This window comes from Spirochaetota bacterium (genome assembly GCA_034190085.1).
Classification (GTDB): Bacteria; Spirochaetota; UBA4802; order UBA4802; family JAFGDQ01; genus JAXHTS01.
On sequence record JAXHTS010000071.1, the window covers coordinates 13,194 to 39,404 of the forward strand.

Sequence of the window (26,211 nt, forward strand, 5' to 3'; positions counted from 1 at the left end):
AACAACTTTCTCGACAGAGTCGCCTATCTCGCTAAGAATTTAAGGAGTTATACCATGAGTACTTCAAGTTTTATTCTACTACTATTAATTTTTATATCTGTAGGTTGGTTTGGATACAGGGTTACTCAACTCTTATGGGTGCTGCGCCTTGGTCAACCAGAGGATAGATTTGACAACATTGCCCAAAGGATAATGAATGTAGTAATATTTGTGCTTGGCCAAAGGCGTGTAGTTAAAGAGATATCCGGTTGGGGACATTTCTTTATATTTTGGGGTTTTGTTGTAATTCAAATCGGCGCGTTGGAACTTTTTGCTCAGGGTTTCTTTAGAGATTTCAAATACGACAAAATAGCAGAAGAACTAATCGGAACTCCTATTATTGGAGAGATACTTTATCTAATTATAGATATAATCTGTTTCATCGTTCTCATTGCCTTAATGATAGGGCTTGTACGAAGATATATGCTTAAACCTGTAAGACTGGAGGCAAAGGATCCACATGCGAAGGTTGATGCAACAGTAATAATCATATTAATATCACTAATTATTCTTACACTCTTCGGTATTAACGGAGCTGAGCTCTCTGAGAAACTTGCAGAAGATAATTTCAGCGCAATTGACAGATTTAATATGATACAGATTGCGGGACTAAGGCTCGATCTATTCATGCCTATATCCTCATTGTTTTCATATTTATTCTCTGGGGCTAGCCATACAACAGCCGAATCTATTAGAGACGTATTCTGGTGGATACATATCATTATAATATTAGGTTTTTTAGTTTATATTCCTTACTCAAAGCATCTACATCTTCTGGGCGCTATTCCTAATGTATTCTTTAAATCATCAAAACCAGTTGGAGAACTCGCTCAACTCGACATAGACGATGAAGAGGCTGAAACATTCGGAGCCTATAGAATTGAAGATTTTACATGGAAGCAGATGCTTGATCTTTATGCATGCACTGAATGCGGAAGATGCCAGGAGAACTGTCCCGCATATCTAACAGATAAACCCCTAAGCCCAAAAGAGCTTATTCATGATCTAAAGCTTAATCTATTAAAACGAGGATTGATGCTTATTGAAGATGAAAAAGAGAGGGAAACGGATGAGGCCAAAGAATATTTAGAAAAGCCATTAGTGGATGGCATATTGGAAGAAGAGGCCATCTGGGCATGCACAAATTGTATGAATTGTCAGGAACATTGCCCGGTTTTCATTGAGCATGTACAGAAAATTATTGATATAAGGAGATATCAGGTTCTGACAGAGGGGAAAATGGCCACAGAATTACAGACCACCTTTACAAATATGGAAAACAACTACAATCCCTACGGATTCGCCTTTGCTGCTAGGGCTGATTGGGTTACTGAAGACCTAGGACTAAAAACACTCTCCGAAGATTCAGAAGTTGATTATCTATACTTTGTGGGTTGCGCTGCTTCATACGATAAAAGGAATCAGGATATTGCAAGGCTACTTGTGAAAATACTGAAAAAGGCTGGATTGAAGGTGGGGATTTTAGGTTCTGAAGAAGCATGCTGCGGTGATTCAGCATTGAGAGCCGGGAATGAGTATCTCTTCCAGACTTTAGTTACACAGAATATAGAGACATTGAATTCATACAACGTTAAAAAAATTATAACAACATGCCCACACGGATTTAATGTTATCAAGAATGAATATCCCAAGTATGGGGGTAACTATGAGGTATATCATCATATAGATTTACTGGCCAATCTCATAGAGGAGGGCAAATTAACCTTAACCAATCCAGTAAACGAAAAGGTCGCTTATCATGATTCATGCTTCCTCGGTAGATATAACGAAATATATTTAGCGCCAAGAAAGATATTACAAGCTATACCCGGTATAGAATTAGTAGAGATGAGTAAAAATCATAATAAGAGCATATGTTGCGGGGCTGGCGGAAGCAGGATGTGGATAGAAGAAAAAATTGGGAAAAGGATTAATCAATACCGAACCGAAGATTTCAAAAATTCAGGGGCTAACGTAGTAGCAACGGCTTGCCCATTCTGTATGACAATGCTTTCAGATGGAATAGTGGAGATCGGACTCGATGAGAATACATACTCTGCTTACGATATACTAGAGCTTGTAGACAAAGCTCTTGCCTAGAATTGCTGGTTGTGAATACAAAGATAAGATTAAATAATATAAGCCAATATATAAATTTAACTTATAAAGGGGGAAGAATATCAATAAATGAACATTCCTGAATTCTATGATATTCCTCCTACTGACATATCCCGAGAATTTTTTTTCAACATTGGCGGCACAAATGGTTTTATGAGATGGGGTATATACTTATACCTCATCGTTGCTATTATCTATCTTTCTTTTACTCTCATTAAAAGGGTGAGAATATGGAGAAAAGGAAATGATGAGTTAAGGACTGATTTTCCCGAAAAGAGGATTGTCGCTATATTTAAATATGTTTTCCTTCAAGTTAAGACCTTCAGGGAGGCATATGCAGGCACAATGCATGGATGTATCTTTTTTGGTTTTTTGGGATTGTTCATTGTAATGTCACTTATTGGTCTTCAACATTATTTCACGGATCTGCTTTTCAATACAAAATTCATCTACGGTAACATATATTTAATATGGTCACTTATAGGAGATTTCTTCGGCTTGATTATCATTACTGGTATTGTAATGGCATTCAGGAGAAGATATATATTAAAACCCAATCGGCTAGACACAAAGCCAATTGATACATTTACCCTGATCCTCATTTTACTCATAGTTATTACGGGTTTCTTTAGTGAAGCCATGAGGATAGCAATTAGCGGCTTCCCTGAATTTGAAGTTTGGTCTCCCTGCGGTTATATACTTTCCCTTGCCTTTTCATTTTCAGACACACCGACAATTGAAGTAGCTCATTATATTAACTGGTGGATTCACACAATATCGGCTTTTGGATTCATCGGATTATTGGCATCTGGGAAATTGGGACACATACTAATTTCTTCCCTAAATGTATATTATCAAAATTTAAATACTGAAAATCCAGACACTAAATACACTTTCCATATTATCCACCCTGCAAAGGTTGAGGATGATGATACCATTGGCGTTTCCAGGGTAGAGGAGTTTACCTGGAAGCAGCTTATGGATTGTGACGCATGTATGAGATGCGGCAGATGTCAGGACAGGTGTCCTGCTTACATAACCGAGAAACCATTATCACCAAAAAATATGATAAATGATATTAAGAATAACATGGATATTAGAATACCAAAACTGATAACAGCAGAAGATCCGACAAAAGTTGAATCACAAGCTCTAATAGGTGGCTCTGTTTTAGAAGATGTGATTTGGTCCTGTACAAATTGTGCTGCATGTCAGGAGGTCTGTCCAGTTCAGATTGAACATATGAATAAGATAACAGACATGAGACGGCATCTGGTTCTCAAAGAGAGAAAGATTTCAAGAGAACTTCAGACAGCCTTTAATAATATAGAAGAAAATTCCAATCCCTTTGGAATTTCATTTGCATCAAGGGGTGACTGGATTACTGAAGAACTGGGTATTAAAGCCCTTTCCAAGGATCCGGATGTTGACTTTCTATATTTTGTTGGATGCTCAGCATCTTATGATAAGAGGAACCAGAAGGTAGCCTCTGCGTTGGTGAAAACATTGAAGATGGCTGGTTACAAAATTGGCATTCTTGGGTCTGAAGAAGCATGCTGTGGGGATTCTGCTATGAGAACAGGGAATGAATATCTATTCCATACACTTGCAGCGCAGAATCTTGAAACCTTTAATAACTATGGAGTAAAAAAGATCATTACCACATGTCCTCATGGATACAACATCCTAAAAAAAGAATATCCAGAATTTGCCAAGGTTGGCGTTGATTCATATAATAATCCCTTGGAGTGCAATTATGAGGTCTATCATCATACAGAGATTATTGCTGATCTATTACGTAAGGGACAGATCAAAATAACTAATGCCCTAATCGGAAAGATTACATATCACGATTCCTGCTTTCTCGGAAGATATAATAAGATATATAATTACCCAAGGGATATTATCAGGGCAATACCTGGCACCGAGTTCATTGAGATGAACTGGCATCATAAGACAAGTTTTTGCTGTGGTGCAGGAGGTGGACTCATGTGGCTTGATGAAAATTTGGGAAGCAGGATTAATCAATTCAGAACAAAAGATGCACATGATACAGGTGCTACGAAAATAGGGACAGCTTGTCCATTCTGCTTGACAAAGATAACTGATGGTATTACTGAGCTTGATATTCAGAATATGGAAACCTGTGATATAGTGGAACTTGTATATAACTTAATGGAAAAATAAAATAATAAGGAGTATTGATATATGGAAGTTAATTTATTCTACATTGCACCAATAGGTTCACTTGTTGCCCTCCTTTTTGCATGGTTCTTCTACAAGAACATGATGAAGGCGGATGAAGGCAACGAGACAATGATAGAGATTGCGGGTCATGTAAGAGAGGGGGCTTTGGCTTATCTTATAAGGCAGTATAAGGTTGTAACGATTGTATTTATCGTTCTTCTTATAATCCTATCGCTTTTGGCCTTTTTGGGTGTTCAAAATCCATTTGTGCCTGTTGCTTTTCTAACAGGCGGCTTTTTTTCTGGACTATGCGGCTATCTTGGGATGAGAACAGCTACAAATGCCTCATCCAGGACAGCCTATGGAGCTTCTCAATCGCTGAATAGAGGATTGAGGGTGGCTTTCAGATCTGGCGCTGTGATGGGCTTGGTTGTAGTTGGATTCGGTCTCATCGATATTTCTATCTGGTATCTGGTTCTCAATTATCTATATGACAATAATGTCTGGGGGCTCAGTCAATCTCTAATTGAAAAGGTTGGCATTGCAGGTGGAGTATATAATGAAGGTCTGATTGCTTCTCCTGATTTTAAGCATGCAAAGCTTGTTGAGATCACTACTACTATGATTACCTTTGGAATGGGTGCATCAACCCAGGCACTCTTTGCAAGGGTCGGAGGCGGCATATTTACAAAGGCTGCTGATGTAGGAGCTGACCTTGTTGGCAAGGTTGAGGCAGGAATTCCAGAGGATGATCCCAGAAATCCTGCTACTATAGCTGATAATGTTGGCGATAATGTTGGCGATGTTGCGGGTATGGGTGCTGACCTCTATGAATCATACTGTGGTTCAATTCTTGCAACCGCTGCTCTTGGTGCGGCATTACCAATTTCATCCGGTTATGGTGGATTAAAGGCTGTGATCGCACCCATGATCGTCGCAGGTCTCGGTATTATCTTTTCAATCCTCGGCATTTTCGCTGTCAAGACGAAAGAAGAGGCATCAATGAAGAATCTACTCAAGTCTTTGAATCTGGGTGTATGGGGCAGTTCAGTTCTTATACTTATAGCATTAGCTGTAATGGTGCAAATAGGACTAATAAACTGGGGAATATTTGGCGCTGTTATTGCCGGACTCATTGCTGGACTTATTATTGGTCAATCAACAGAGTACTATACCTCAGATGAATATAAACCAACACAGGGGATAGCAGATCAAGCCAGGATGGGATCCGCTACAACAATTATTGAAGGTATTGCAACTGGAATGTATTCAACCGGGATACCTGTTATTACAATAGTAATTGGTATTCTAGTTGCTTTTGGTTTATCCGGAGGATTCACAAATATTTCACAAGGTCTTTATGGTATTGGATTTGCTGCAGTGGGGATGCTCTCAACGTTAGGGATTACACTGGCAACGGATGCATATGGTCCCATCGCAGACAATGCCGGCGGCAATGCAGAGATGAGTGGATTGGATCCAAAAGTAAGAGAACGTACAGATGCCCTAGATATGCTTGGCAATACAACCGCTGCAACAGGAAAGGGATTCGCTATCGGTTCCGCAGCGTTAACAGCCATGGCACTGCTCTCAGCCTATCTTGAAGAGGTGAAACTCTGGCTTGGGAAACTGGCTGGAAGCGAGTTTTTCCAGGTGGGTACGATTAAGTTCTATAATATATTGCCTGATGGCGTCACCCTTGGGCCAAATGATGTAATCGCTCATAGCGCTAAAATGGCTGACTTTGTTAGGGCATATGATATTACACTCATGAATCCGAAGGTACTTTGTGGACTATTTCTTGGCGCCATGATGGCATTTGTATTCAGTGCTATGACCATGAAGGCTGTTGGTAGGGCCGCTGGATCAATGATCGAGGAAGTAAGAAGGCAATTCAGGGAAAAGCCCGGCATTCTTGATAAAACAGAGAAACCTGATTATGCCCAGTGCGTAGCCATCTCTACAGCCGGAGCTCAGAAAGAAATGATTGTACCATCCCTTTTGGCGATTATAGCACCTGTTCTTACAGGTTTATTTCTTGGTGTTTCCGGTGTTATGGGTCTTCTAGCTGGTGGTTTGACCGCTGGTTTCTCTCTGGCATGTATGCTAAATAATGCTGGAGGAGCCTGGGACAATGGCAAAAAATATATCGAAAAAGGACACTATGGCGGCAAAGGCTCAGAGGCTCATAAGGCAGGAGTTGTTGGGGATACAGTTGGCGATCCATTCAAAGACACTTCAGGTCCTTCACTAAATATCCTTATCAAACTAATGACCATGGTCTCAGTTGTATTTGCTGGTGTCGTGATCAAATTCTCACCTGAAATAGGTAAGATACTGGGCTTCTGAATATAGCTTGTACTATCTATATTTTAATTTACTCCTTTCCTTAGTCTTGATAGGGAAAGGAGTAAATTAGATACAATGTAATTTACTCGTCTAATCACTTCTTAGTTATCTTCACAATAACCCGATCAGCCCCTATATTGTATCTTTTAAGATATGTAAAGATATGACTTGTTATCCCATTGGGTATAGAAACAACTTCAAGAATTGAAATATCATTCTCCATGCAAAAATCCTTGAAATCATTCAATGAAAGAAAATGAATATTAGGAGTGTTATACCACTTATTTGTCATTTTTTGAGAAAGAGGCAGACATCCCTTGATCGATAAGACAACTCTCTGCTTCCAGTTGGCAAAATTGATAAATGAGACAATACCCATCCTTGCCACCCTGAGCATTTCTGTTAATACAAGATGCGGCTTATGTACCTCCTGAAGTGTACGGGATAGGATCGCGTAATCATAAAAATTATCAGGGATCATGCCAAGACCTTCATCAAGGTCAACCTGAAATACTGACACACCCTTTCTGTTGCATTCGATTATATTCTTAACATCTATATCAATGCCATGCACTGATACACTATCCCTTATTAGCATCTTTTGTAGAAATGATCCATCTCCACAACCTAAATCAAGAAGCTTGCTTGAAGGCTTTATCATTCGTGCAATGATCTCAAAATCCTTGATATGAGCTTCATCAAAAATTTGATCTTTCTTATTACTAGAATAAGGATCCTCAAAAAAGGAATATATTAAGCTATTTAGATCACTATTACTAATCAGAAATGAATCGTGCCCAAATTGAGATGCCAAATTACAATAGGTCACATCTTTACCAGATATAAGCAGGTTTTCAGCCAACTCCTTTGATTGCTCTGCTGGATAAAGCCAGTCTGAGGAGACAGAAATGATAAAAAATTTAGACTCCAATTTTCTGAATACCTCATCAAGCGACCCACCCCTTTCTGTAAGGGAGAAGGAGTCCATGGCCGCAGTAATATAGAGGAAGGAATTTGCATCAAAACGTTCTACAAAACTTCTACCCTGATAGTCTAGATAACTTTCAACCTGAAAATCCGTATTAAAGGGACTCCTTTCTCTATCTTCACGCCTCTCTCTACCGAACTTTACATCCATTGATTCCTTGGAAAGATAGGTTATATGACCAATCATACGTGCAAGTGATAATCCCTTATTTGGAATATCTCTACCATAATAATAACCATCATTCCATAAGGGATCAGCCATGATAATATTGCGAGCAACAATATCAAAAGAGAGAGCCTGGGCTGATAGGCTCTCAGTAGCGGCTATGCATACAGCCTTTTCAATAAAGTCTGGATAGCGCACACACCACTCGAGAACCTGAAGACCTCCTGCTGACCCCCCTATCACTCCATAGAGCCTCCTTATACTAAGTAAATCAAGCAACTTCTTTTGGAGTTCAACCATATCCCCAATCGTGATTTCAGGAAAGTTCGTAGCATAAATCTCTCCTGTCGCTGGATTTATGGATGATGGACCAGTTGTACCCTTGCATCCGCCCAAAATATTTGAACAGATAACATGAAACCTCTCAGTATCAATTCCTTTGCCAGGTCCGATCATATTATCCCACCAACCCACACTCTTTTCATCATTGGTATGATAACCAGCAGCATGAGCATCCCCTGATAGGGCATGACATACCAGAATGACATTATCACCCTTTTCAGATAATTTTCCATATCGCTCAAAGGCAACCTCCACCCTGGAGAGCGTACCTCCCCTCTCGAGTTTAAAATCCCCATCTGGAAGAGGAATACCCATAATCTCTGTGTGAACGATTCCAATAGATCTTTTGTTCATTATTTTATCTTCTCAAGCGCCTGCTTGAAATCATTTATAATGTCTCTAATAGACTCAATCCCTACAGATACCCTGATTAATTCAGGGGTCACACCAGCAGCCCACTGGGCTTCCACACTCATCTGTTGATGACTCGTTGAAGCGGGATGCAATACCAAGGTCTTAGCATCGCCCACATTTGCCAAATGGCTTGCAAGCTTAACTGAATCAATAAATTTTACCGCAGCCTCAATCCCACCCTTTATACCGAAGCCTAAAACCGATCCAAATCCTCCCTTTAGGTACTTCTTTGCCTTATTATACGCCGGATGCTCAGGTAAACCCGTATAGTTTACCCATTCTACTCTATCATTGGATTTTAAAAATTGGGCCAATTCCATCGCATTCTTACAGTGCTTTGTGATACGCAAGGGAAGCGTCTCCAATCCCTGTAGAAACAGGAAAGAATTAAATGGACTGGGACACATCCCGATATTACGCATCCCCTGCACTCGCGCCTTAATGATAAAAGCAATGTTGCCCATATCTGGATAATCTGAAAACCTATTCCAATATGAGAGTCCCTCATAGCTTTCATCAAGCTCAGTAAACTCAGGAAACCTTCCATTACCCCAGTCAAATTTACCTCCATCTATAATTATCCCTCCAATTGAGGTGCCATGTCCTCCTATCCATTTTGTGCATGAATGAATAACAATATCTGCTCCATGTTGAATAGGCTTGCAGAGTATAGGAGCAAATGTATTATCTATGATGACAGGAATCCCATAACTATGCGCTACCTCAGCTACACCCTCTATATCTGCCACATCACCGCTTGGATTTCCAATGGTTTCAAGAAACACAGCTTTGGTATTATCACATATTGCCTTCTCTACCTCCTCAGGAGTAGGCTCATTAAGAAATGTTGTTTCAATACCAATTCTTGGCAATGTATACCTAAAGCAGGTTTCAGTGCCACCATATAATGATGCTGAAGATACGATATGATCCCCGCATCTTGCAATGGTATGAATAGCAAGAAATATTGCAGCCATACCACTTGAGGTTCCAAGAGCGGCAGTTCCTCCTTCAATTACTGAAATTCTTGATTCCCATACTTCGGTTGTGGGATTCATCAATCGTGTATAGATATTCCCGAACTTTTGCATACTAAACAAATCAGCAGCATCCTGACTATCCTCAAAAACAAAGCTTGTTGTCTGGTATATCGGAACTGCCCGCGAACGTGTTGATGGATCAGGCTTTTGACCAGCATGAATAGCCTTTGTTTCAATTCCATAATCCTTTTGATGCATGATATTTTCCTTCTATATTTTTTTCCTTATCCCTGAGAGTCTGCCAATAGTTAACAATTATCCATTGAACAATGATATAAGTCTTGAAATGTAGATTCTCTTAGTTCACTGGGTTGAAGAAAATAGTACATTCATCTCTCTTTTAGAATGTTTATATTGGGATATGATGGTGATAATGAAAAGTACTAAATGAAATAACAACGTAATTATATCAAAATAATAATATTATTTGTATACCCCATCTCGAAATACCATCAATGTAATTAAAATAGTGGCAAATTATCCATATCACCAAAATATGTCAATGATAATATCAACCAGTAAGATTTTCCTCTACATCTAATCTTTCTACAATCGAGCAAATTTTATCAAGAAAGAGGATAATGAGTTGAATGCAATTAGCCATTTTTACATCTTTGTCTGATTATAGCTTGACATTAAAATATTTACCTCTTCAATAAGAGGTCAATTATAATAGAAAGGGGAGGTAAGAGATATGAAAAAGCAAATTATGGTTTTATTCATGATCATTGCTATTTGCTCCATAATGACAGGTTGTATCTATCATCACATTAAATCGCCCTTTGTTTTAAATAAAGGCACAAATTATCAACTAACCACTGATGACTTCAAAATCATCGGTAGTGTAGAAGAAAAAGGCACAATAAGAAATATTCTCTTTCTTTTTCAATGGGGTGGTGACGGTTTTAAAATACTTGAAGAGAAAGCAAAGGAGATGGGAGGGGATGATATTATTAATTATACTTTTGACGTTGAAAACTTCGGGATATGGATTATCTACAACTCCTTTACTTGGAATGCAAGGGGAACTGTTATTAAATACAGGGATAAAGCGGTAAAATAATCTCCTCTTCATCTGAATATTCATTAGGGCCTACTCACCAAGATAGAGATCCTCCCAGTAACTATTCAGGATATTTAATGTTGAGCCCTCCCACTCCAGAACTCCCCTCTTTTTTAAACGAAGAATAAGTCTGGAAAATGTTTCAGGGATGGTTCCTATTACAGAGGCTATATCCTTTTTGGACAGCTTAATATCATAGGAGTCCTTTTTTCCGTAACGATCGACAAGAAACATAAAAAAGCGTTCCTCAACATCATAAGAGGTTAGATAAAGGATTCTGTTAGTAAGATAGCGCATTCTCTTCATTAATATTGCAATAAACTCATTACGGAAGTCAGATTGGTCTAATAAGACGTAAAATGAAAAACGCTGGATGGCAAAGAGAGAAGCATCTGTAACAGCCACTGCGCTAACAGGATAGCAATTATTTTCAAAGAGTATCGTTTCAGCGAATACTTCATTAGGCTTCACGAGTCTAATGGTTATTTCCCTCCCATCTGGCGCGGCTTTATAAAGCTTCACACTCCCTTCAGCAAGAATATAAAAGGTAGAACCGACATCCTCTTCTAAGAAGAGTATCTCATTACGGGAGATTGAAATAATTGAGCCCTGTTTGGCTATTTCTCCTCTGGCAGAAAGGCTGATATCTCTGAAGAATTCGGTTTTTTTCAAAAGATCATCTATGTCCATAACATGACAGTGTTACTATTTTAGGTTAGAAATTGCAATAAGGATTTTTTAATGCTAATTGACATAGGTCAATGAGTCTTTGACGGATAGGTTGTATAAATTGCATAAGAAAAATTCAAATGATTAAGTTAATATTTAGGAGGTTAAAATGAGCATGTTTTGTTATCAATGCCAGGAAACAGCTAAGAATAGAGGCTGTTCAGTTAAAGGAGCCTGTGGGAAAACGGATGAAACTGCCAATCTGCAGGATTTGCTGATCTTTGTCTTAAAGGGAATATCAATCTTTGGAGAGGAAGCCAAGAAACAGGGTATAGAGGACCCAAAGTTAGGATTATTTATTTCTCAGGCCCTCTTTACTACTATTACGAATGTAAATTTTGATAGTGATAGAATAATTTCACTTATTCAAGAAGGTCTAAAAATAAAGGAAATATTGAAAAAAGAATATGAAAAAGCTCTACCAAGGGATTTGCATGAATCAGCGCTCTGGTTTTCAGACGATTTCGCTGAATTTCACAGGAAGGCAGCAGAGGTTGGTATTCATTCTACTGAGAATGAAGATGTACGCTCACTCAGGGAACTATTGATTTATGGATTAAAGGGAATCGCTGCTTATGCTCATCACGCTGAGGTTTTAGGTTATCGCAATCAGGATATCTATGATTTTCAGATAGATGGTCTAGCATCCACTACTAAAGATCTAACACAGGAAGAGATGGTGAATCTTGTGCTAAAAGCCGGTAAAATTGCTGTTGAGACAATGACATTGCTTGATGAAGCTAACACTCGGACTTATGGCAATCCTGAAATAACTGAGGTGGATATTGGCGTAAAAGATAATCCTGGGATACTAATCAGTGGTCATGATCTGAAGGACTTGGAAGAGCTTTTGGAACAGACCAAAGGGACGGGTGTGGATGTATATACTCATGGCGAGATGCTACCAGCGAATTATTATCCAGCCTTTAAAAGATATAAGAATCTCATCGGCAACTACGGGGGATCGTGGTGGAGGCAGAAGGAGGAGTTTGAATCCTTCAATGGGCCAATTCTATTTACAACTAACTGCCTAGTGCCGCCAAGGGACTCCTATAAGGATCGAGTGTTCACAACCGATGTGGTTGGCTACCCGGGGATAAAGCATATACCAGATAGAACAGATGAAGGGAGTAAGGATTTTTCGGAGATTATTGAGATGGCAAAAAAATGTCGTCCCCCTGTGGAAATCGAGTCTGGGAAGATAGTAGGGGGATTTGCTCACGATCAGATTATTACGCTTGCAGATAAAGTAATAGATGCCATTAAATCGGGCGCTATCAAGCGCTTTGTTGTTATGGCCGGTTGTGATGGGCGTCATAAAGAGAGAGATTATTTTACTGAAGTTGCACAAGGGCTTCCTGAGGATGCAGTAATACTAACAGCAGGCTGCGCTAAGTATAGATACAACAAACTCAATCTTGGCGAAATAGATGGCATCCCTAGGGTGCTGGATGCGGGTCAGTGCAATGATTCTTACTCCCTTGCTGTAGTAGCCCTGAAATTGAAGGAAATATTCCAACTGGAAGACATAAATGAGCTTCCAATATCATACGACATCGCATGGTATGAGCAGAAGGCTGTTGCTGTTCTCCTGGCGCTCCTTTACCTTGGCATTAAGGGGATTCGCCTGGGGCCTAGCCTTCCAGCATTTTTATCGACAAATGTTGTCAAGGTGCTTATAGAAAATTTTGATATCAAACCAATTGGCAGAGTAAAAGCAGATATAAACAGCATTATGGCAGGGAAGTGACATAGGTAAAGAAACAACCGTTTACTGGTTCTGAATTAGTGGAATGTATGAGCAAAGACAGACTAGCCCAAATTTCTAACCGGTGAACGGTTGAATAAAGATCCTTGAATTTCCGGTGTATATTATCCAAGCATAGATATCATTTGATGATCTATAACTCATCCAATTGTGTATACTCAAAATGATTGACAAGGGACATAAATATAATTATGAATTGAATTGATCATCATCGAAATGCACATCAAAATATTATTTATAGAATTAGGGGATCGGCTATGGAAATCACACAACCCGATGTCAAGCTCCTTGCAGTAACACAGGATGGAGAGAAGTTAATTGAGGAGGCAGGACGGACCTGTTATCTATCTATAGACAGGATTACAGAGAATAGCGAGAAACAATTTATTAGAAACTGTATTAAAAGCGGCCATCATTCTATTTTAGAACATGCAAGCGCAACATTCAGGATAAAGGGGGCTTCCAGAGCCTTTACTCATCAACTTGTCAGGCATAGGCTGGCAAGCTTTTCACAACAGTCTCAAAGATACGTAAATGAATCAGAATTCAATTATATCCTTCCGCCAAATATCCTTAAAAACAGCAAGGCCCATGGCATTTTCAAGGATTTTATTGAAAGCTCTAGAAGGGTATACAAGGAACTCCGTGAAATGGGAATAAAGAAGGAGGACGCCAGGTTTGTCCTTCCCAATGCTCTAGAAAGCCAGATTATTTTTACCGCAAATTTTCGGGAATTACGCCATATCTTTTCACTTAGGCTTAAAAAAAATGCCCAGTGGGAAATCAGGAGGGTTTGTGTTGAAATGCTGAAAATCATGCAAGGTGTGGCTCCATCTGTTTTTGAGGATTATATATTGGATGAAAGCAACTGTACAGCAAGATCAAAATTAGAGCAGACAAACGGTGTTGAGGGTAAGGAATAGAAATTACTCCTGATCATTTTTTATGTAGAGTGTCTGAGTTGGGAATGGAATGGCGATATTCGATTCATTCAATGCCTTATAGATCGCCTTTGTGGCCTCCATCTTCTTAAATAGCTTATTATTGTAATCGGGTATCCAGAACTTAGCCTGGAAATTTAGCGAAAAATCACCCATTTCTATAAACAAACACTGTGGAGCTGGATCATCAGATAAATCTTCAATTCCCTTCAATGCATTCAAAACAACCTCCTCTACTCTATCGACATCCGCTCCATAGGCCACACTAAAATTAACAACTATTCTAAAAGCGGGATCTGGCAGGACAAAATTTTTAAACTTCGTATTAGAGAGATCGCCATTGGGGATGATTATCATCTCATTATCAAAGGTTAATAGCTTTGTATTCCTTAATCCCACCTCTTGAATTATACCCGTATCATCATCAATTGTCACCATATCACCCGCTGCAATTGAATGATCAAGGGCAAGAAAAATTCCTCCAATAAAATCTGCAAGACTATCCCTCACTGCAAAACCGACGGCTATACCCATTATCCCAATGGATGCTATAAAGGGACCAACATCAATATCAAACTTTGACAAAATTATAATCGTACCTATTATAACAACTGAAATCTTAATTAAACTCACAAAAAGCGGCATCAAATCCCTATTAACCCGGGGATTTATTTTATCCGCAACATCCTTCCCCATAAAAAGCGCCAAACCCTCTATAACTAATATTATTTCATAAATAACTAATGCAATTATGAAAGCAACTATTATAGCGTTTAGTGTACTATATATATTGGGAGAGATATCCAATAAAATAAGTGATAACCTTATACCAATTAGTATAATAATCCACTTTAATGTTCTTCTAAACTTTCGAATTATACTCTCATCAATCGATCCATTTGCCAATTCAATTATCCTCGGGAAAAACCGCTTTATAAGTAAAGAAGTCAGCTTGGAGAGAAAATAAAAAAAGAAAATCATTAAAATAGCAAAAATCCATTTATTGCGTATAAATCTGCCAATCATAGACTCTTTAATTCTATCAAGATATTTCTTGGAACGGGTCTTCTCCCTCTTCTCTAAATTCAAGCTGTACTTAGATAAAACATTTTTCACCAACCAATCTGTGCTACTTTGCGAAAATTTATCCAGGGTGTTAAGCAAATACTCATTCATCTCCCCATCAAAGGCATAATCTCTATCAACATTCTCAACACCAAAAACTGCGACCTTATACTCGATCCTCATACTAGTCCCATGAATAATATACCTGCCATAAAGACCGATATCAGCATTGATATCCTCAAAAAATCTCAAGGCCACATGCTTATCATACAACATCTCCGGGGTCATTCCTCTACGCTTGATCTCCCTATCCAGCAATCTTGAATCTAAAACTTTAAATCCAATATAATCGGATATATGCCCAGAGATCAGCTCTGGAATATATGTTGAAATATACTTGAGATCTGAATCAGAATAATTATAAAATGGGAGTATAACAATGATCTTATCGTTATTACTATCCTGTTCTTGGGTAGTATTTATAGCGTTTGTGTCAACAGCGAATGTGAAGGATAAATTCCCCAGCAACAGGGAAATAAATATTATTATACGAAAATAGATCATATCCCTATCTCTTCCCCAATCCTTAAGTGAATATATCTTTCCTTAAATGCGTCTTTGAACCTATCGATGCTCCAATCAGAGCTGTCATGTGGAGAGAGGGAGACTAATCTCACATCCTCTCTTTTGATTACCTCTATTGCTCTAGCTACATCCTTCTCATTTACTCCCCTAAATGGAGTCCGATCTGAACCGACAATACCCTGTAGATTCAAGGGGCCAATCATAATCCTTCCGCCATTAACTGGCAGGTGAAGCCCTCCTATAATAGCATAAATCGGCTCTGTGAAGAGCATCCTGGTTCTTTCAATTATCCTTTCAATAGTCTGATGGCCACATCCAATAATGAGGACCACCCCCTTCCCTTTCACATTTATAGCCAAACTCTGCTCCTCAATATACCCCGCCATAAACAAAAATCTTTGAATAATCCCAATGCTTGCAATGCCCGGCATTATTATTCTCGGTTCTCTTATCTCCTCTACAAGTGGATCGGGATTCCACCTCGACGGATTAAGTCTACCTGGAGCATAGACAGGGATACTCCCAATATCAACACTACCCTGAGATAAGCTGAATGTCTTCTCCCTCTGTTCCCTCATCCCACCAACGTGATCTAGATGGATGTGGCTAATAAAGATCATGTCAATATCACTAATATTTTTGCCAAGCACCCTCATATTATGAAGAAGGGCTGAAGGATGCTCCCTACGAGCATTGTATCCCACATCCATCATTATTGATGTATCATCGGCCTTGATAAGATATGAAACACCTGCCTCTGTCTTAAGCTCCCTATTGGAGGAATAATAATCAATCACTGGTAGAATTGATAATGACTTAACAAAACCAGGAGATGGAAAGGATTCATAACGCTTCCCATCCAGCTCAATAGATACCCTCCTCCTTCCGATCATTAATTGGATAACCTTTAGAAATAAAAACAAAATAATACAGGCAAGTAAAACCAATAGGACAATTAATATAGTGTATAGTAAACTAACCATTCAAATGCCTCCCGGAAATCAATTGACTGGGATTATTAGGAAGTTGGTTGAGCATGTTGGAGAAATCATAAACAAGAATAATTGAGAGATTGATTAAGCAACACCGACAGAACCCTTATTATAATTATTCTTTATTTTATATTTAATCATGTTCTTGCCGTCCTGCTTTGCAGAATACATGAGGGTGTCTGCCTCTTTTATCATCTCATCAATACCCTTTGGTGGGCACTTAAAAGTTACCACACCAAAACTGAAGGTCACTGACCAACCACCTTCCTTTACAATCTCCATAAGATTTGCCTGAAGCTTGAGTGCTACTTCACGCGCTGATTTAGATCCAGTTTCAGGTAACAGTATAATAAATTCATCGCCCCCTAATCGCGCTACTACATCAATTGCTCGGGTATTACTACTTAAAGTGTTGGCCACTGAATAGAGGAGCGCATCGCCCTTGCTATGTCCTAATGTATCATTAACATTCTTAAAATCATCAATATCCATATATGCAACTGAGAAGGGCCGCTTAAGCCTGTTCGACCTAAGAATCTCCATGTTTGCGGATTTCAGAAAGGATCGCCTATTAGCTATCCCGGTTAATGAATCAGTCATGGCAAGCTCTCGCTGTCGATCTAATGAACTCTTCAATTTCGACAAGCCAAGGGTAATGATTAAAAAAACGATCAACCTGAATGTTTGATTCAAAGAAGGCACCAAGGCATTGGAAAAAGAACTTATCATTATAAAATCAGCTAAAAGCCAGGACATGGCGCTAATAATTGAAATAAAGATCCCTGCCGATTTCCCAATATACCATGTAGCAATATAAATTGGAAAAATGTAAAAGAGGGTCAATTCCCATTCTGGTCCAGTGAGTAAACGTACAATCCCTACCAATACGCTCAATACAAAGAGTACTGAAATCATGAGGTATTTGGAATATCTAGTTAAGTAATTGTTTAAATCTATCATAAATACTAATTCTTAATTATACCTATTAATATGTAACAGGATCAATATAGAATCAATAATGACTTTACTCTAAACCCCAACTAAAGGACATCGAAATACATCGTGTATATTTTTTTGTAAGTTTATTCTCTACCCTCTTATCCATTTATAAAAAATAGAAGAGAGACTATAATAAGCGGCTAATGGGAAAGATACTATTAAGGAAAAGAGGATTATATAGAAAAAACTGATAACATGCCTAACAATAGCAAGATAATTAAGTATCTCAAAACCATATTTCTTGAAAGCAGCAATTGGATCTGGTTCAGGAACCATCTTCTCAGCAAAATCAGTCAACAAAGAGGTTGTGCTAGCTATATCTAAAAATTTTGGATAAGCAGCATTTATCTTCCACTGAACAGCCTTTGTAACGCCAACAGAATACCTTGTAAAATAATAGACAATAATAAAGCCTAAAATGAGAAGAATAAAGGAGACAAAGAGGTACAGAGCCGTATAAAACCACTTCTCTTTAAAAAATTTAGTGAAATCCTTTCCTATTTCAATTAAGCTCTTGCCTTCGCCAATCATCAAGGGTGTTATAAGAATTACGCTGAGTGAAATTATTAAACAAATAAAATTTATAGAAAACAAGGGAATTGTCAACAATAATACTATCACAGAGCCAATATATGGGATATGACCGAATAAGGAAAATCCAACTTCAAGTAACACTATACCAAAAAGAAATAGAACGACAATCAGGGAAATAACTAATATATAATGTGATCTTCTTGAGATATCCTTGAATATCCCCATAATAGAAGAGCCCTCTAAATTTATATTTAATCTGTGTACACCAGCCAGACCCAAAAGAAGAGAGCTAAACAGCATAAATAATCCAATATTCTGCAGAATATATGAGTAGACACTATTCTTTGGTGTTTGACTCGCTATAATAAACAAAAGAAAAATAATAAAAAAACCAAACACCACTGACATCCATGTTATCATGAAACTCTTCTTAAAATTGTTAGGATTGAACATGCTGCTCATCTCTGCTTTTAATTCCATATAACTCTCCCCAAAAATATTTATTGTCCCTATCTTATATATATGTCGATTTTTTAAGAAAAAATATCAAGCAATAAAAACAACAAATCGACAAATCCTGAATTTCCTTGGTTTAGGATGGTATGAAAGGCTCACTCTCTGACAATAAGCACTCACAAGAGATAAAATTTATCATCATGAATGAGAGCATTAAAACACTATAAACAACATTAACCAAATTAATTCATCAATGAATATTTGTGGAGTAAAGAATTATAAAATTGTAAAATTTCTATACACTTTCGAAAAAAATACTGATCTCTCCCTCATTTACTCCAGCGTCTCATCTCGAATAAAAAAAGATGAAAGGTATACTGAGAATAGCCCTACTGTAATTCCTACAGCAATCCCCAACAGAATATCGGTTGGATAATGTTTAACCAGAATGATCCTTGAGAGACAAATGAGAAGGGAGTTAATTAAGAGTATACCAAAAAATCTCCTAACTAAGAAAAAGTAGACAATAAAAAATGCTGAGATATTCGATGCATGATTCGATGGCATTGAATAATCCTTAGCTCTCTTTGAGATTGATCTTTGAGTTATGTTTAATTCTACCTTAGGTCTATCCCTGCCAATCATAGGTTTCAATACCCTGTAACAAAAGATATCAGAGAAAGACACTGATAATGCAACAACAATAAAAAATCGTAAAGATCCCTTTTTAAGTTTATAAACCGCATATGAAATAAAGATACTTGAAGTTAACAATATATAAAACTTGCCAGATATAAACTCAAAGATATTAAATAAAAAAGTATCCCTTAAATTCCAGAAAAAAATTGCTATTTCCTGTTCCAATACCAAATTTTCCTACCCCATGCTTGAAAGTATATTCCCGACCTTCACTAAAAAACCCAATATACTATGCAAAGAAATATATAATTGCTTCGCAAGCCTAACAAATTCAGACTCCCAAGTCAATGTAAATAATATTAATTCTTAACACTACCAATTCTTCATTCAATTTAAAAACTAATCTGTATATAAAAATTTTTATTTAAAAATCATTCCCTTGTTGAATATTCCTAAAAGTCTCATTTTATTAGGCTGAAAATTTCAGAATAAATCTATGTAATTCTTTATATTCTAATTCATTAAAATTAGTGTTGACTAAATTTATTATGCAGACTTAATATATTAAGAAATAACGAATTATTCAATAATACTAAAGGATATCCCTGTCTCACCCCTCCTTTAGGATTTAGTAAGAAAGATGAGAACGCATATACATTTATAACAAAGAGAACTGTAGAGATATGAGGTTAAAATGACGAAAAACAACAAAAACAGCATATATTTTGAAAATACAGAACTCTCTTCCCATATGGAAGACTATTTAGAGATAATAGCAACCATCTCTAGAAAGAAAAAAGTTGTAAGAGTTAAGGATATTGCAAGAGGACTGAACATTAAGATGCCCAGCGTAACCTCAGCATTAAACAAGCTTATGCAAAAGGGCCTAGTCAACTATGAGAAGTATGGTTTCATAGAACTTACCGAAGAGGGTGAAAAACTAGCCGAAAGGGTTTATAGCCGCCACAGACTCCTGATCGATTTCTTCAATATTATGTTAAGAATAGATAGAGAGAAGGCTGATGAAGAGGCCTGCCGAATAGAACATCATCTATCTCCATTGGCATGCAAGCAAATATACAAGCTTTTAGAATTTTATAAGTCTGAAAAGGACTCAAATCAAAAATGGACAGTTGAGCTGAGAAAAAACCTCGATGAGAGACTCCTCAGTGATCTGAAAGAGGGAGACACTTCAACTATAGTTAACATTAAAGGCAGTGGAACAGTAAAAAAAAGACTCCACGAAATGGGATTCAGGAAGGGTGAGCAGTTAAAGATCATACAGTATGCACCCCTTAAGGATCCCATTAAGATAGCTATTAAAGACTTTTATATCTCACTAAGAATCGATGAAGCTAAACTATTGGTAGTTAAACCACTTTTTTTAAAGGATTAGATTAATGGGAAACAAGAATATTGTTGTAGGATTATTGGGGAATCCCAACAGCGGCAAAACTACTATTTTTAATGCTCTAACAGGTGCAAGACAAAAGGTTGCTAACTGGAGTGGAGTAACCGTTGAGAAGAGGGAGGGAGTTCTGCATCATAATGGATATACAATTAAAGTGGTTGATCTACCTGGCACATACAGTCTTACCTCCTACAGCATTGAGGAGATAATAACCAGGGATTTTATTATCAATGAGCATCATGATGCAATAATAAATATAGTTGATGCAGGTAATATAGAGCGAAATATGTATCTCACAACACAGCTTATTGAGATGGGCACAAGGGTAGTTGTTGCGCTGAATATGTATGATGAAGCCATATCAAAAGGACTAGATATTGATGCGGACAAGCTGGGAACACTCTTAGGAATGCCGATCATTAAGACTGTTGGAACACGATCAACCGGGATTGAAGAACTAAAAGATGCCGTAATACGAGTTGCTGAAAGGAAAAGCTTAAAGACTAGACACATTCATGTTAATTATGGATCGGATGTTGAAAAGGAGATACAAAACATACAACAGACGATATGGAGGGTAAAGAAGATAGGGGAGACATATTCCACCCGCTGGCTCGCAATAAGACTTTTGGAAAGGGACAATGATGTCCAAAGAAAGCTTGCAGATTATCCAAATTATGAAGATATATTAGACCAGGCTGAGAAGAGCAGCAAAGGGTTAGAGGATAAATTTAAAGACGAAATCGAAACTATATTCACAGAGCTGAGATATGGTTTCATCTCTGGCGCTATTAAGGAATCAGTACAGGAATCGCACGTTAAACGAACAGATATATCTGAGGCTATTGATAGGATAATAATAAACAAATACCTCGCCTTCCCCATCCTAATAATATTTATGTGTGCCCTTTTTCAGCTCACCTTCACACTGGGCGAATATCCTATGAGACTTATCGAAAAAGGGATAAACATTATCAGCGCGACAATTGGGGAATACCTTCCTAATGGCCAACTGAAAAGGATGATAATCGATGGTATCATTGGAGGAGTTGGTGGGGTTATTGTGTTCCTTCCCAACATCCTTATCCTCTTTATGGGAATCAGTTTTATGGAAGACACCGGGTATATGGCAAGAGCAGCCTTTAAAATGGATAAGATTATGCATAAACTGGGGCTACACGGCAAATCATTCATCTCACTTGTCATGGGATTCGGCTGCAATGTGCCGGCTATTCTGGCGACTCGATCATTGGAGAACAAGCAGGACAGAATTCTTACAATATTGATAAATCCCTTTATGAGTTGCTCAGCAAGGCTGCCAGTCTATATTCTATTTGCTGGCACATTTTTTAGAGAACACGCCGGGATTATCATTATTTCTCTGTATCTAATAGGAATTACCCTCTCTTTTTTATCAGCAAAGCTATTTAAATTCCTATTTTTTAAGGGTGAATCCACTCCCTTTGTAATGGAATTGCCACCCTACAGAATGCCAACACTCAAGACAACCCTCCTACATATGTGGGATAGGGGATCGATTTATCTCAGAAAAGTAGGCGGCATAATACTTATATTTTCCATTATCATCTGGATATTGAGTGAATATCCAAAATCACCTGATATTGAAAAAAAATACAATAACAAGCTATCCCATATAGACAGGATATTCTCTCTGGATATTCAAAAAGCTATGGATTCCCTCAGCCTAAATTCCAAAGAATTAGATTCAATAAAAGAAGAACATAGACTTGCCAGAAAAATCCTGATTCGAGAAAAAAAAATTGAGGAAATGAAATACACATTTATTGGCAGATTTGGTGATATAGTCTTCCCTTTTATCAAACCACTCGGGTTCAACTGGCAGATGGGAATTTCTCTCTCAACTGGATTTGTAGCAAAGGAGATAGTAGTTAGCACTATGGGAGTACTCTACCATGCCCCTGATACAGATGCTGATGAAAACAAATATATGTCTTTAGGTGACATACTCAAGAGGGAGGAATTTGGGATTACCCCATTGATTGCCTACACATTTTTATTATTTGTACTACTCTATATACCATGTCTTGGAACTGTTGTTGTTATAGATAGAGAGGCAGGTTGGCCTTGGGCCTTATTTTCATTATTTTACCAGATCATTTTGGCATGGGTTGTATGTTTTATATTTTATAATACAGGTCTTTTACTCGAATTTTGAAATAATGAATACAATTACTGAATTATGTTTTGCTTTTAGTCAAAAGATATTTCACCATTCCTTTTCTTATGACCTCGAAATAGAAATTGAAAGACATTGTTTCAGAAATACATCCATATAAATGAAAGGATGTTTATGCATCTAACAGTACAGCGTATTTAACATCTCTACAAAAGTGGGAAGGTCTATAAAGACTACACTAAAATGAGAAAAAAGAGATTTCTGCTACCAATGGAATGATATAAGATTGACATTGTTATTTCTAAAATCAAGATGAGCCGAATTACATTTAAAAACTTGCTTGAAAATCTAATTTAAAACATTATAGATGACATATTACACTACAATTACCAGAATATTGAAATGGCAAAGACATATAAACAAATTGAAGATCACATAGTGAATAGCATCATTGGTGAAGGATCTGAATTCAGGGGAGAATTCACTATAAATGGACTCTTAAGAATAGACGGAAAATTCAAGGGCACCATTGAAACCGATGGTAAGGTATTGATTGGGCAAACAGGTGAGGCGATAACAGATATAAAAGCACGGATTGTGATTGTAGGAGGCATTGTCAGGGGGAATATCTTTGCTACTGAAAGGGTTATTATGTTGTCATCAGGGCAAATAAAGGGAAACATAATAACGCCAAGTATCATTATGGAAGAGGGAGTCGTCTTTGATGGCAACTGCACAATAAATGAAAGGATTGATGACATATGATTAATATTACATCAACAAACCCCAAAAAGAATGAGAATACGAAGATAAAAACCAAAAAGCATTCCCAGCAGATAAAACATAAGGAAGCAACATTCAAATCGGCCTTACAGAGTACATTCTCATCTAATTTTCAGGGTACCATTGAAGATCTTCTAAATGATCTGAGAGAAGAAGAAAAGCGCTTTATAGATAATCAATCGCTAAACAACCTAGAGAGATATAAAGGAATAGTACAACAGATCCTGAAAAAAATCCTTGATAAGGGCTTTGATACTAAGACCCTGAGGAGTTGTAAAAGGGATAGAGCTGATTTCATTATAGTTCAGGAGATCAATTCACAATTAATCCAAATATCATCAGCTATAACTCATCGGACAAACAGCGCCTTCAACCTGTTAAAGAAAATTGAAGAGGTACGTGGACTTATATTTGATCTCTTATATTGATCTTTCATGATGCAGAGTATGAGAAATCGACAATCCATAATGTGACAATTATTGTGATAACTCAATAAAAACCGTCATAAGCAAAGGCACTGATATAACCAAATATAATGAATACCACTGGGATAATAGGGCATCAGAGTCAAATTAATAGGTTAGATTTAATTCTGAAAAGTCGAAATATCCCCAACACGATTTTATTCAGCGGACCTCCCAGCATTGGCAAAAGGACAATTGCACTTCGATTCCTAAATGCCCTCTTCTGCGAAAGCAACAATCCACCATGTTTAAATTGCTCAGCTTGCAATCAGATTGCCAAGGGAATTCTACCCGATCTTATAGCGATATCTCCAAATGATAAGGGAATAATACCAATTGGAGATAGAAATAAGAGAGAAGCTGGAAGCATCAGATGGCTTATTGAGAGGACATCCAGAAAATCATTCTTTAACAAAACCGGAGTTCTTATAGATAGGGTTGATAGAGCCACTGAGGAGGGACAGAATGCGCTCCTAAAAAGTATTGAGGAGCCCGGGGACTCCCTTTTTATTATACTGATCACCTCAAATAGGACGAAACTACTCCCTACAATATTATCAAGGTGTTTCGAGATTCGGTATTCACACCTTTCAAAGGAAGAAATATTGAAAATAATAGAATGTGAGGATTTACCTCAGCATGATCTTGATTTTATTGCTGATATCTCAGGTGGATCAGTAGAAATCGCTCTATTGCTTTTAAACAAGGATATCCGATTTGAAATATTAAAGATCTGCAATGAAATTTCATCATTCCTTAACGAGAAGACCATTCTTAATTTAAACTTTGAGATAATGAAGAAGAATATCAGCATCGATCTTTTATTGAAGATAATAACAAACATCTACAGACATAACCTATTATCTTTAATCTCTGACAATAAAAATGACCCCAACATTGATGGGATTTATATTAAGGATGATCAAAAGTTATTTGCTTTGCTTAAAATACTACTTGTCTTGGGAAGGGGCGCTATCTATAATTTGAAACCCGAAATTGCGTTAAAGGGCATGCTGCATGCACTATATAATAATTCTTTTGAAGACATGTCAATGTTGAAGGTCCCTAATCTTGTTTTAGGAGGATAAAGCCTATGTTTGTCACTGGTGTAAGGCTGAGAAATTGTTATCAAATATGCTATGTGGAGACAGAGAATTCAACTGTAAAAATAGGATGTAATTACATTATAGAGACTGAACATGGAATTGATATTGGAAGAATCTGCAAATGTCCATGTCATATAAAAGACAATGATATTGAAAAGAATGGCAGACTAATCCGAGAATCAACTCATGATGATAATATGATTCTACCTGATATTCAAAACATTGAGGGGAAGGCCTTTCATCTCTGCAAAGAGAAGGCAAGGCAAAGGCAATTAGATATGAAACTGATATCAGTAAAATGCCTTTTTGATAAGACCAAGATCATTTTCTATTTTGTTTCTGAGAACAGGGTTGATTTCAGGGAGCTTGTGAAGGATTTAGCTGCTGTTTGCAAAACAAGAATTGAGATGAGACAAATAGGAGTAAGGGATGAAGCAAGACTGATTGGAGGATTCGGCCCCTGTGGAAGAGAATTCTGTTGTGTTCATCTGCAGGAAGGATTTGCCCCGGTTTCAATAAAAATGGCAAAGGAACAGAATATAAACCTCAATTCACAAAAGATTTCTGGGATGTGCGGTCGACTTTTATGTTGCCTTGGCTATGAATATGATGTCTACAAAGAACTTAATCAGGATATACCCCCTCAAGGCACAAGGGTTATGCTAGGTGATAAATTCTATGTAATAGAGTTTATTGATACATTAAAGAGACATGTTGGAATAAGATATGAGAACTCCTTTATTGAAATTTCCATCGATGACATTGTGTATAAAGGCAATAAATACCATATTAATCCAGATGTAATACAGAGCGACTCTAATATACAAGATGGAGTCGATTCATAAAATGATGACAACTATCTATTGTATAAATTCA

Annotated in this window: 20 protein-coding genes; 12 read left to right on the forward strand and 8 right to left on the reverse strand. The window is 37.5% G+C overall.

The genetic code is table 11. From position 1 onward, the window contains the following. Positions 1-54: 54 nt before the first annotated feature. The 3 genes from SVZ03_13935 (at position 55) to SVZ03_13945 (ending at position 6,693) form a co-directional block, all read left to right on the forward strand. Positions 55-2,139, forward strand: coding sequence for a (Fe-S)-binding protein (locus SVZ03_13935; protein ID MDY6935309.1), 2,085 nt, complete (start codon positions 55-57; stop codon positions 2,137-2,139). 87 nt (positions 2,140-2,226) lie between these two features. Beyond that, positions 2,227-4,344 carry a (Fe-S)-binding protein gene (locus tag SVZ03_13940; protein ID MDY6935310.1) on the forward strand — a complete coding sequence of 706 codons (2,118 nt, stop codon included), beginning with the start codon at positions 2,227-2,229 and terminating at the stop codon, positions 4,342-4,344. Positions 4,345-4,365: 21 nt separating this feature from the next. Further along, positions 4,366-6,693, forward strand: a complete 2,328-nt coding sequence (locus SVZ03_13945; protein ID MDY6935311.1) for a sodium-translocating pyrophosphatase — start codon at positions 4,366-4,368, stop codon at positions 6,691-6,693. 94 nt (positions 6,694-6,787) lie between these two features. Here the strand turns inward: SVZ03_13945 and SVZ03_13950 are convergent, their stop codons facing one another. Both SVZ03_13950 and SVZ03_13955 read right to left on the reverse strand, forming a co-directional pair. After that, positions 6,788-8,542, reverse strand: coding sequence for a homoserine O-acetyltransferase (locus SVZ03_13950; GenBank protein ID MDY6935312.1), 1,755 nt, complete (start codon positions 8,540-8,542; stop codon positions 6,788-6,790). Further along, positions 8,542-9,840: an O-acetylhomoserine aminocarboxypropyltransferase/cysteine synthase family protein gene (locus tag SVZ03_13955; protein ID MDY6935313.1), complete on the reverse strand. Its 1,299-nt coding sequence runs from the start codon at positions 9,838-9,840 to the stop codon at positions 8,542-8,544. The genes SVZ03_13950 and SVZ03_13955 overlap by 1 nt, the downstream gene beginning before the upstream one ends. Positions 9,841-10,336: 496 nt before the next feature. Here SVZ03_13955 and SVZ03_13960 point away from each other — a divergent pair, with 496 nt between their 5' ends. Beyond that, on the forward strand, positions 10,337-10,705 hold the full coding sequence (locus tag SVZ03_13960; protein ID MDY6935314.1) for a hypothetical protein: 369 nt from the start codon (positions 10,337-10,339) through the stop codon (positions 10,703-10,705). Positions 10,706-10,735: 30 nt separating this feature from the next. Here the strand turns inward: SVZ03_13960 and SVZ03_13965 are convergent, their stop codons facing one another. Further along, entirely contained in the window at positions 10,736-11,377 is a 642-nt protein-coding gene (locus SVZ03_13965; protein ID MDY6935315.1) for a Crp/Fnr family transcriptional regulator, read from the reverse strand. Positions 11,378-11,549: 172 nt separating this feature from the next. On the opposite strand from SVZ03_13965, the gene hcp reads away from it, so the two are divergent. Both hcp and thyX read left to right on the forward strand, forming a co-directional pair. Further along, positions 11,550-13,184 carry a hydroxylamine reductase gene (gene hcp / locus SVZ03_13970; protein MDY6935316.1) on the forward strand — a complete coding sequence of 545 codons (1,635 nt, stop codon included), beginning with the start codon at positions 11,550-11,552 and terminating at the stop codon, positions 13,182-13,184. A gap of 275 nt (positions 13,185-13,459) precedes the next feature. Next, on the forward strand, positions 13,460-14,125 hold the full coding sequence (thyX, locus tag SVZ03_13975) for an FAD-dependent thymidylate synthase (protein MDY6935317.1): 666 nt from the start codon (positions 13,460-13,462) through the stop codon (positions 14,123-14,125). 3 nt (positions 14,126-14,128) lie between these two features. Here thyX and SVZ03_13980 read toward each other — a convergent pair whose 3' ends face one another. The 5 genes from SVZ03_13980 to SVZ03_14000 form a co-directional block, all read right to left on the reverse strand. Continuing rightward, a complete protein-coding gene (locus SVZ03_13980; GenBank protein MDY6935318.1) occupies positions 14,129-15,772 on the reverse strand; it encodes a mechanosensitive ion channel family protein in 1,644 nt (547 codons plus the stop codon). Further along, entirely contained in the window at positions 15,769-16,776 is a 1,008-nt protein-coding gene (locus SVZ03_13985; protein MDY6935319.1) for an MBL fold metallo-hydrolase, read from the reverse strand. Before SVZ03_13985 ends, SVZ03_13980 begins: the two co-directional genes overlap by 4 nt. 93 nt (positions 16,777-16,869) lie before the next feature. Beyond that, complete coding sequence (locus SVZ03_13990) at positions 16,870-17,745, reverse strand: GGDEF domain-containing protein (GenBank protein ID MDY6935320.1); 876 nt, start codon at positions 17,743-17,745, stop codon at positions 16,870-16,872. 129 nt (positions 17,746-17,874) lie between these two features. Further along, complete coding sequence (locus SVZ03_13995; protein MDY6935321.1) at positions 17,875-18,798, reverse strand: hypothetical protein; 924 nt, start codon at positions 18,796-18,798, stop codon at positions 17,875-17,877. A gap of 309 nt (positions 18,799-19,107) precedes the next feature. After that, complete coding sequence (locus tag SVZ03_14000; GenBank protein ID MDY6935322.1) at positions 19,108-19,638, reverse strand: phosphatase PAP2 family protein; 531 nt, start codon at positions 19,636-19,638, stop codon at positions 19,108-19,110. Between the two features lie 469 nt (positions 19,639-20,107). Here SVZ03_14000 and SVZ03_14005 point away from each other — a divergent pair, with 469 nt between their 5' ends. The 6 genes from SVZ03_14005 to ricT all read left to right on the forward strand — a co-directional run bounded on the left by SVZ03_14005 (position 20,108) and on the right by ricT (position 26,180). Continuing rightward, positions 20,108-20,809 carry a metal-dependent transcriptional regulator gene (locus SVZ03_14005; GenBank protein ID MDY6935323.1) on the forward strand — a complete coding sequence of 234 codons (702 nt, stop codon included), beginning with the start codon at positions 20,108-20,110 and terminating at the stop codon, positions 20,807-20,809. Between the two features lie 4 nt (positions 20,810-20,813). After that, positions 20,814-23,021 carry a ferrous iron transport protein B gene (gene feoB / locus SVZ03_14010; GenBank protein ID MDY6935324.1) on the forward strand — a complete coding sequence of 736 codons (2,208 nt, stop codon included), beginning with the start codon at positions 20,814-20,816 and terminating at the stop codon, positions 23,019-23,021. Positions 23,022-23,384: 363 nt separating this feature from the next. Beyond that, the gene (locus SVZ03_14015) at positions 23,385-23,747 is read left to right on the forward strand and encodes a polymer-forming cytoskeletal protein (GenBank protein MDY6935325.1); all 363 of its coding nucleotides are present in this window, start codon (positions 23,385-23,387) and stop codon (positions 23,745-23,747) included. Continuing rightward, a complete protein-coding gene (locus SVZ03_14020; protein ID MDY6935326.1) occupies positions 23,744-24,193 on the forward strand; it encodes a DUF327 family protein in 450 nt (149 codons plus the stop codon). Before SVZ03_14015 ends, SVZ03_14020 begins: the two co-directional genes overlap by 4 nt. A gap of 107 nt (positions 24,194-24,300) precedes the next feature. Beyond that, complete coding sequence (locus SVZ03_14025) at positions 24,301-25,317, forward strand: AAA family ATPase (GenBank protein MDY6935327.1); 1,017 nt, start codon at positions 24,301-24,303, stop codon at positions 25,315-25,317. Positions 25,318-25,322: 5 nt separating this feature from the next. Then, positions 25,323-26,180, forward strand: a complete 858-nt coding sequence (ricT, locus tag SVZ03_14030; protein ID MDY6935328.1) for a regulatory iron-sulfur-containing complex subunit RicT — start codon at positions 25,323-25,325, stop codon at positions 26,178-26,180. Positions 26,181-26,211 lie beyond the last annotated feature (31 nt).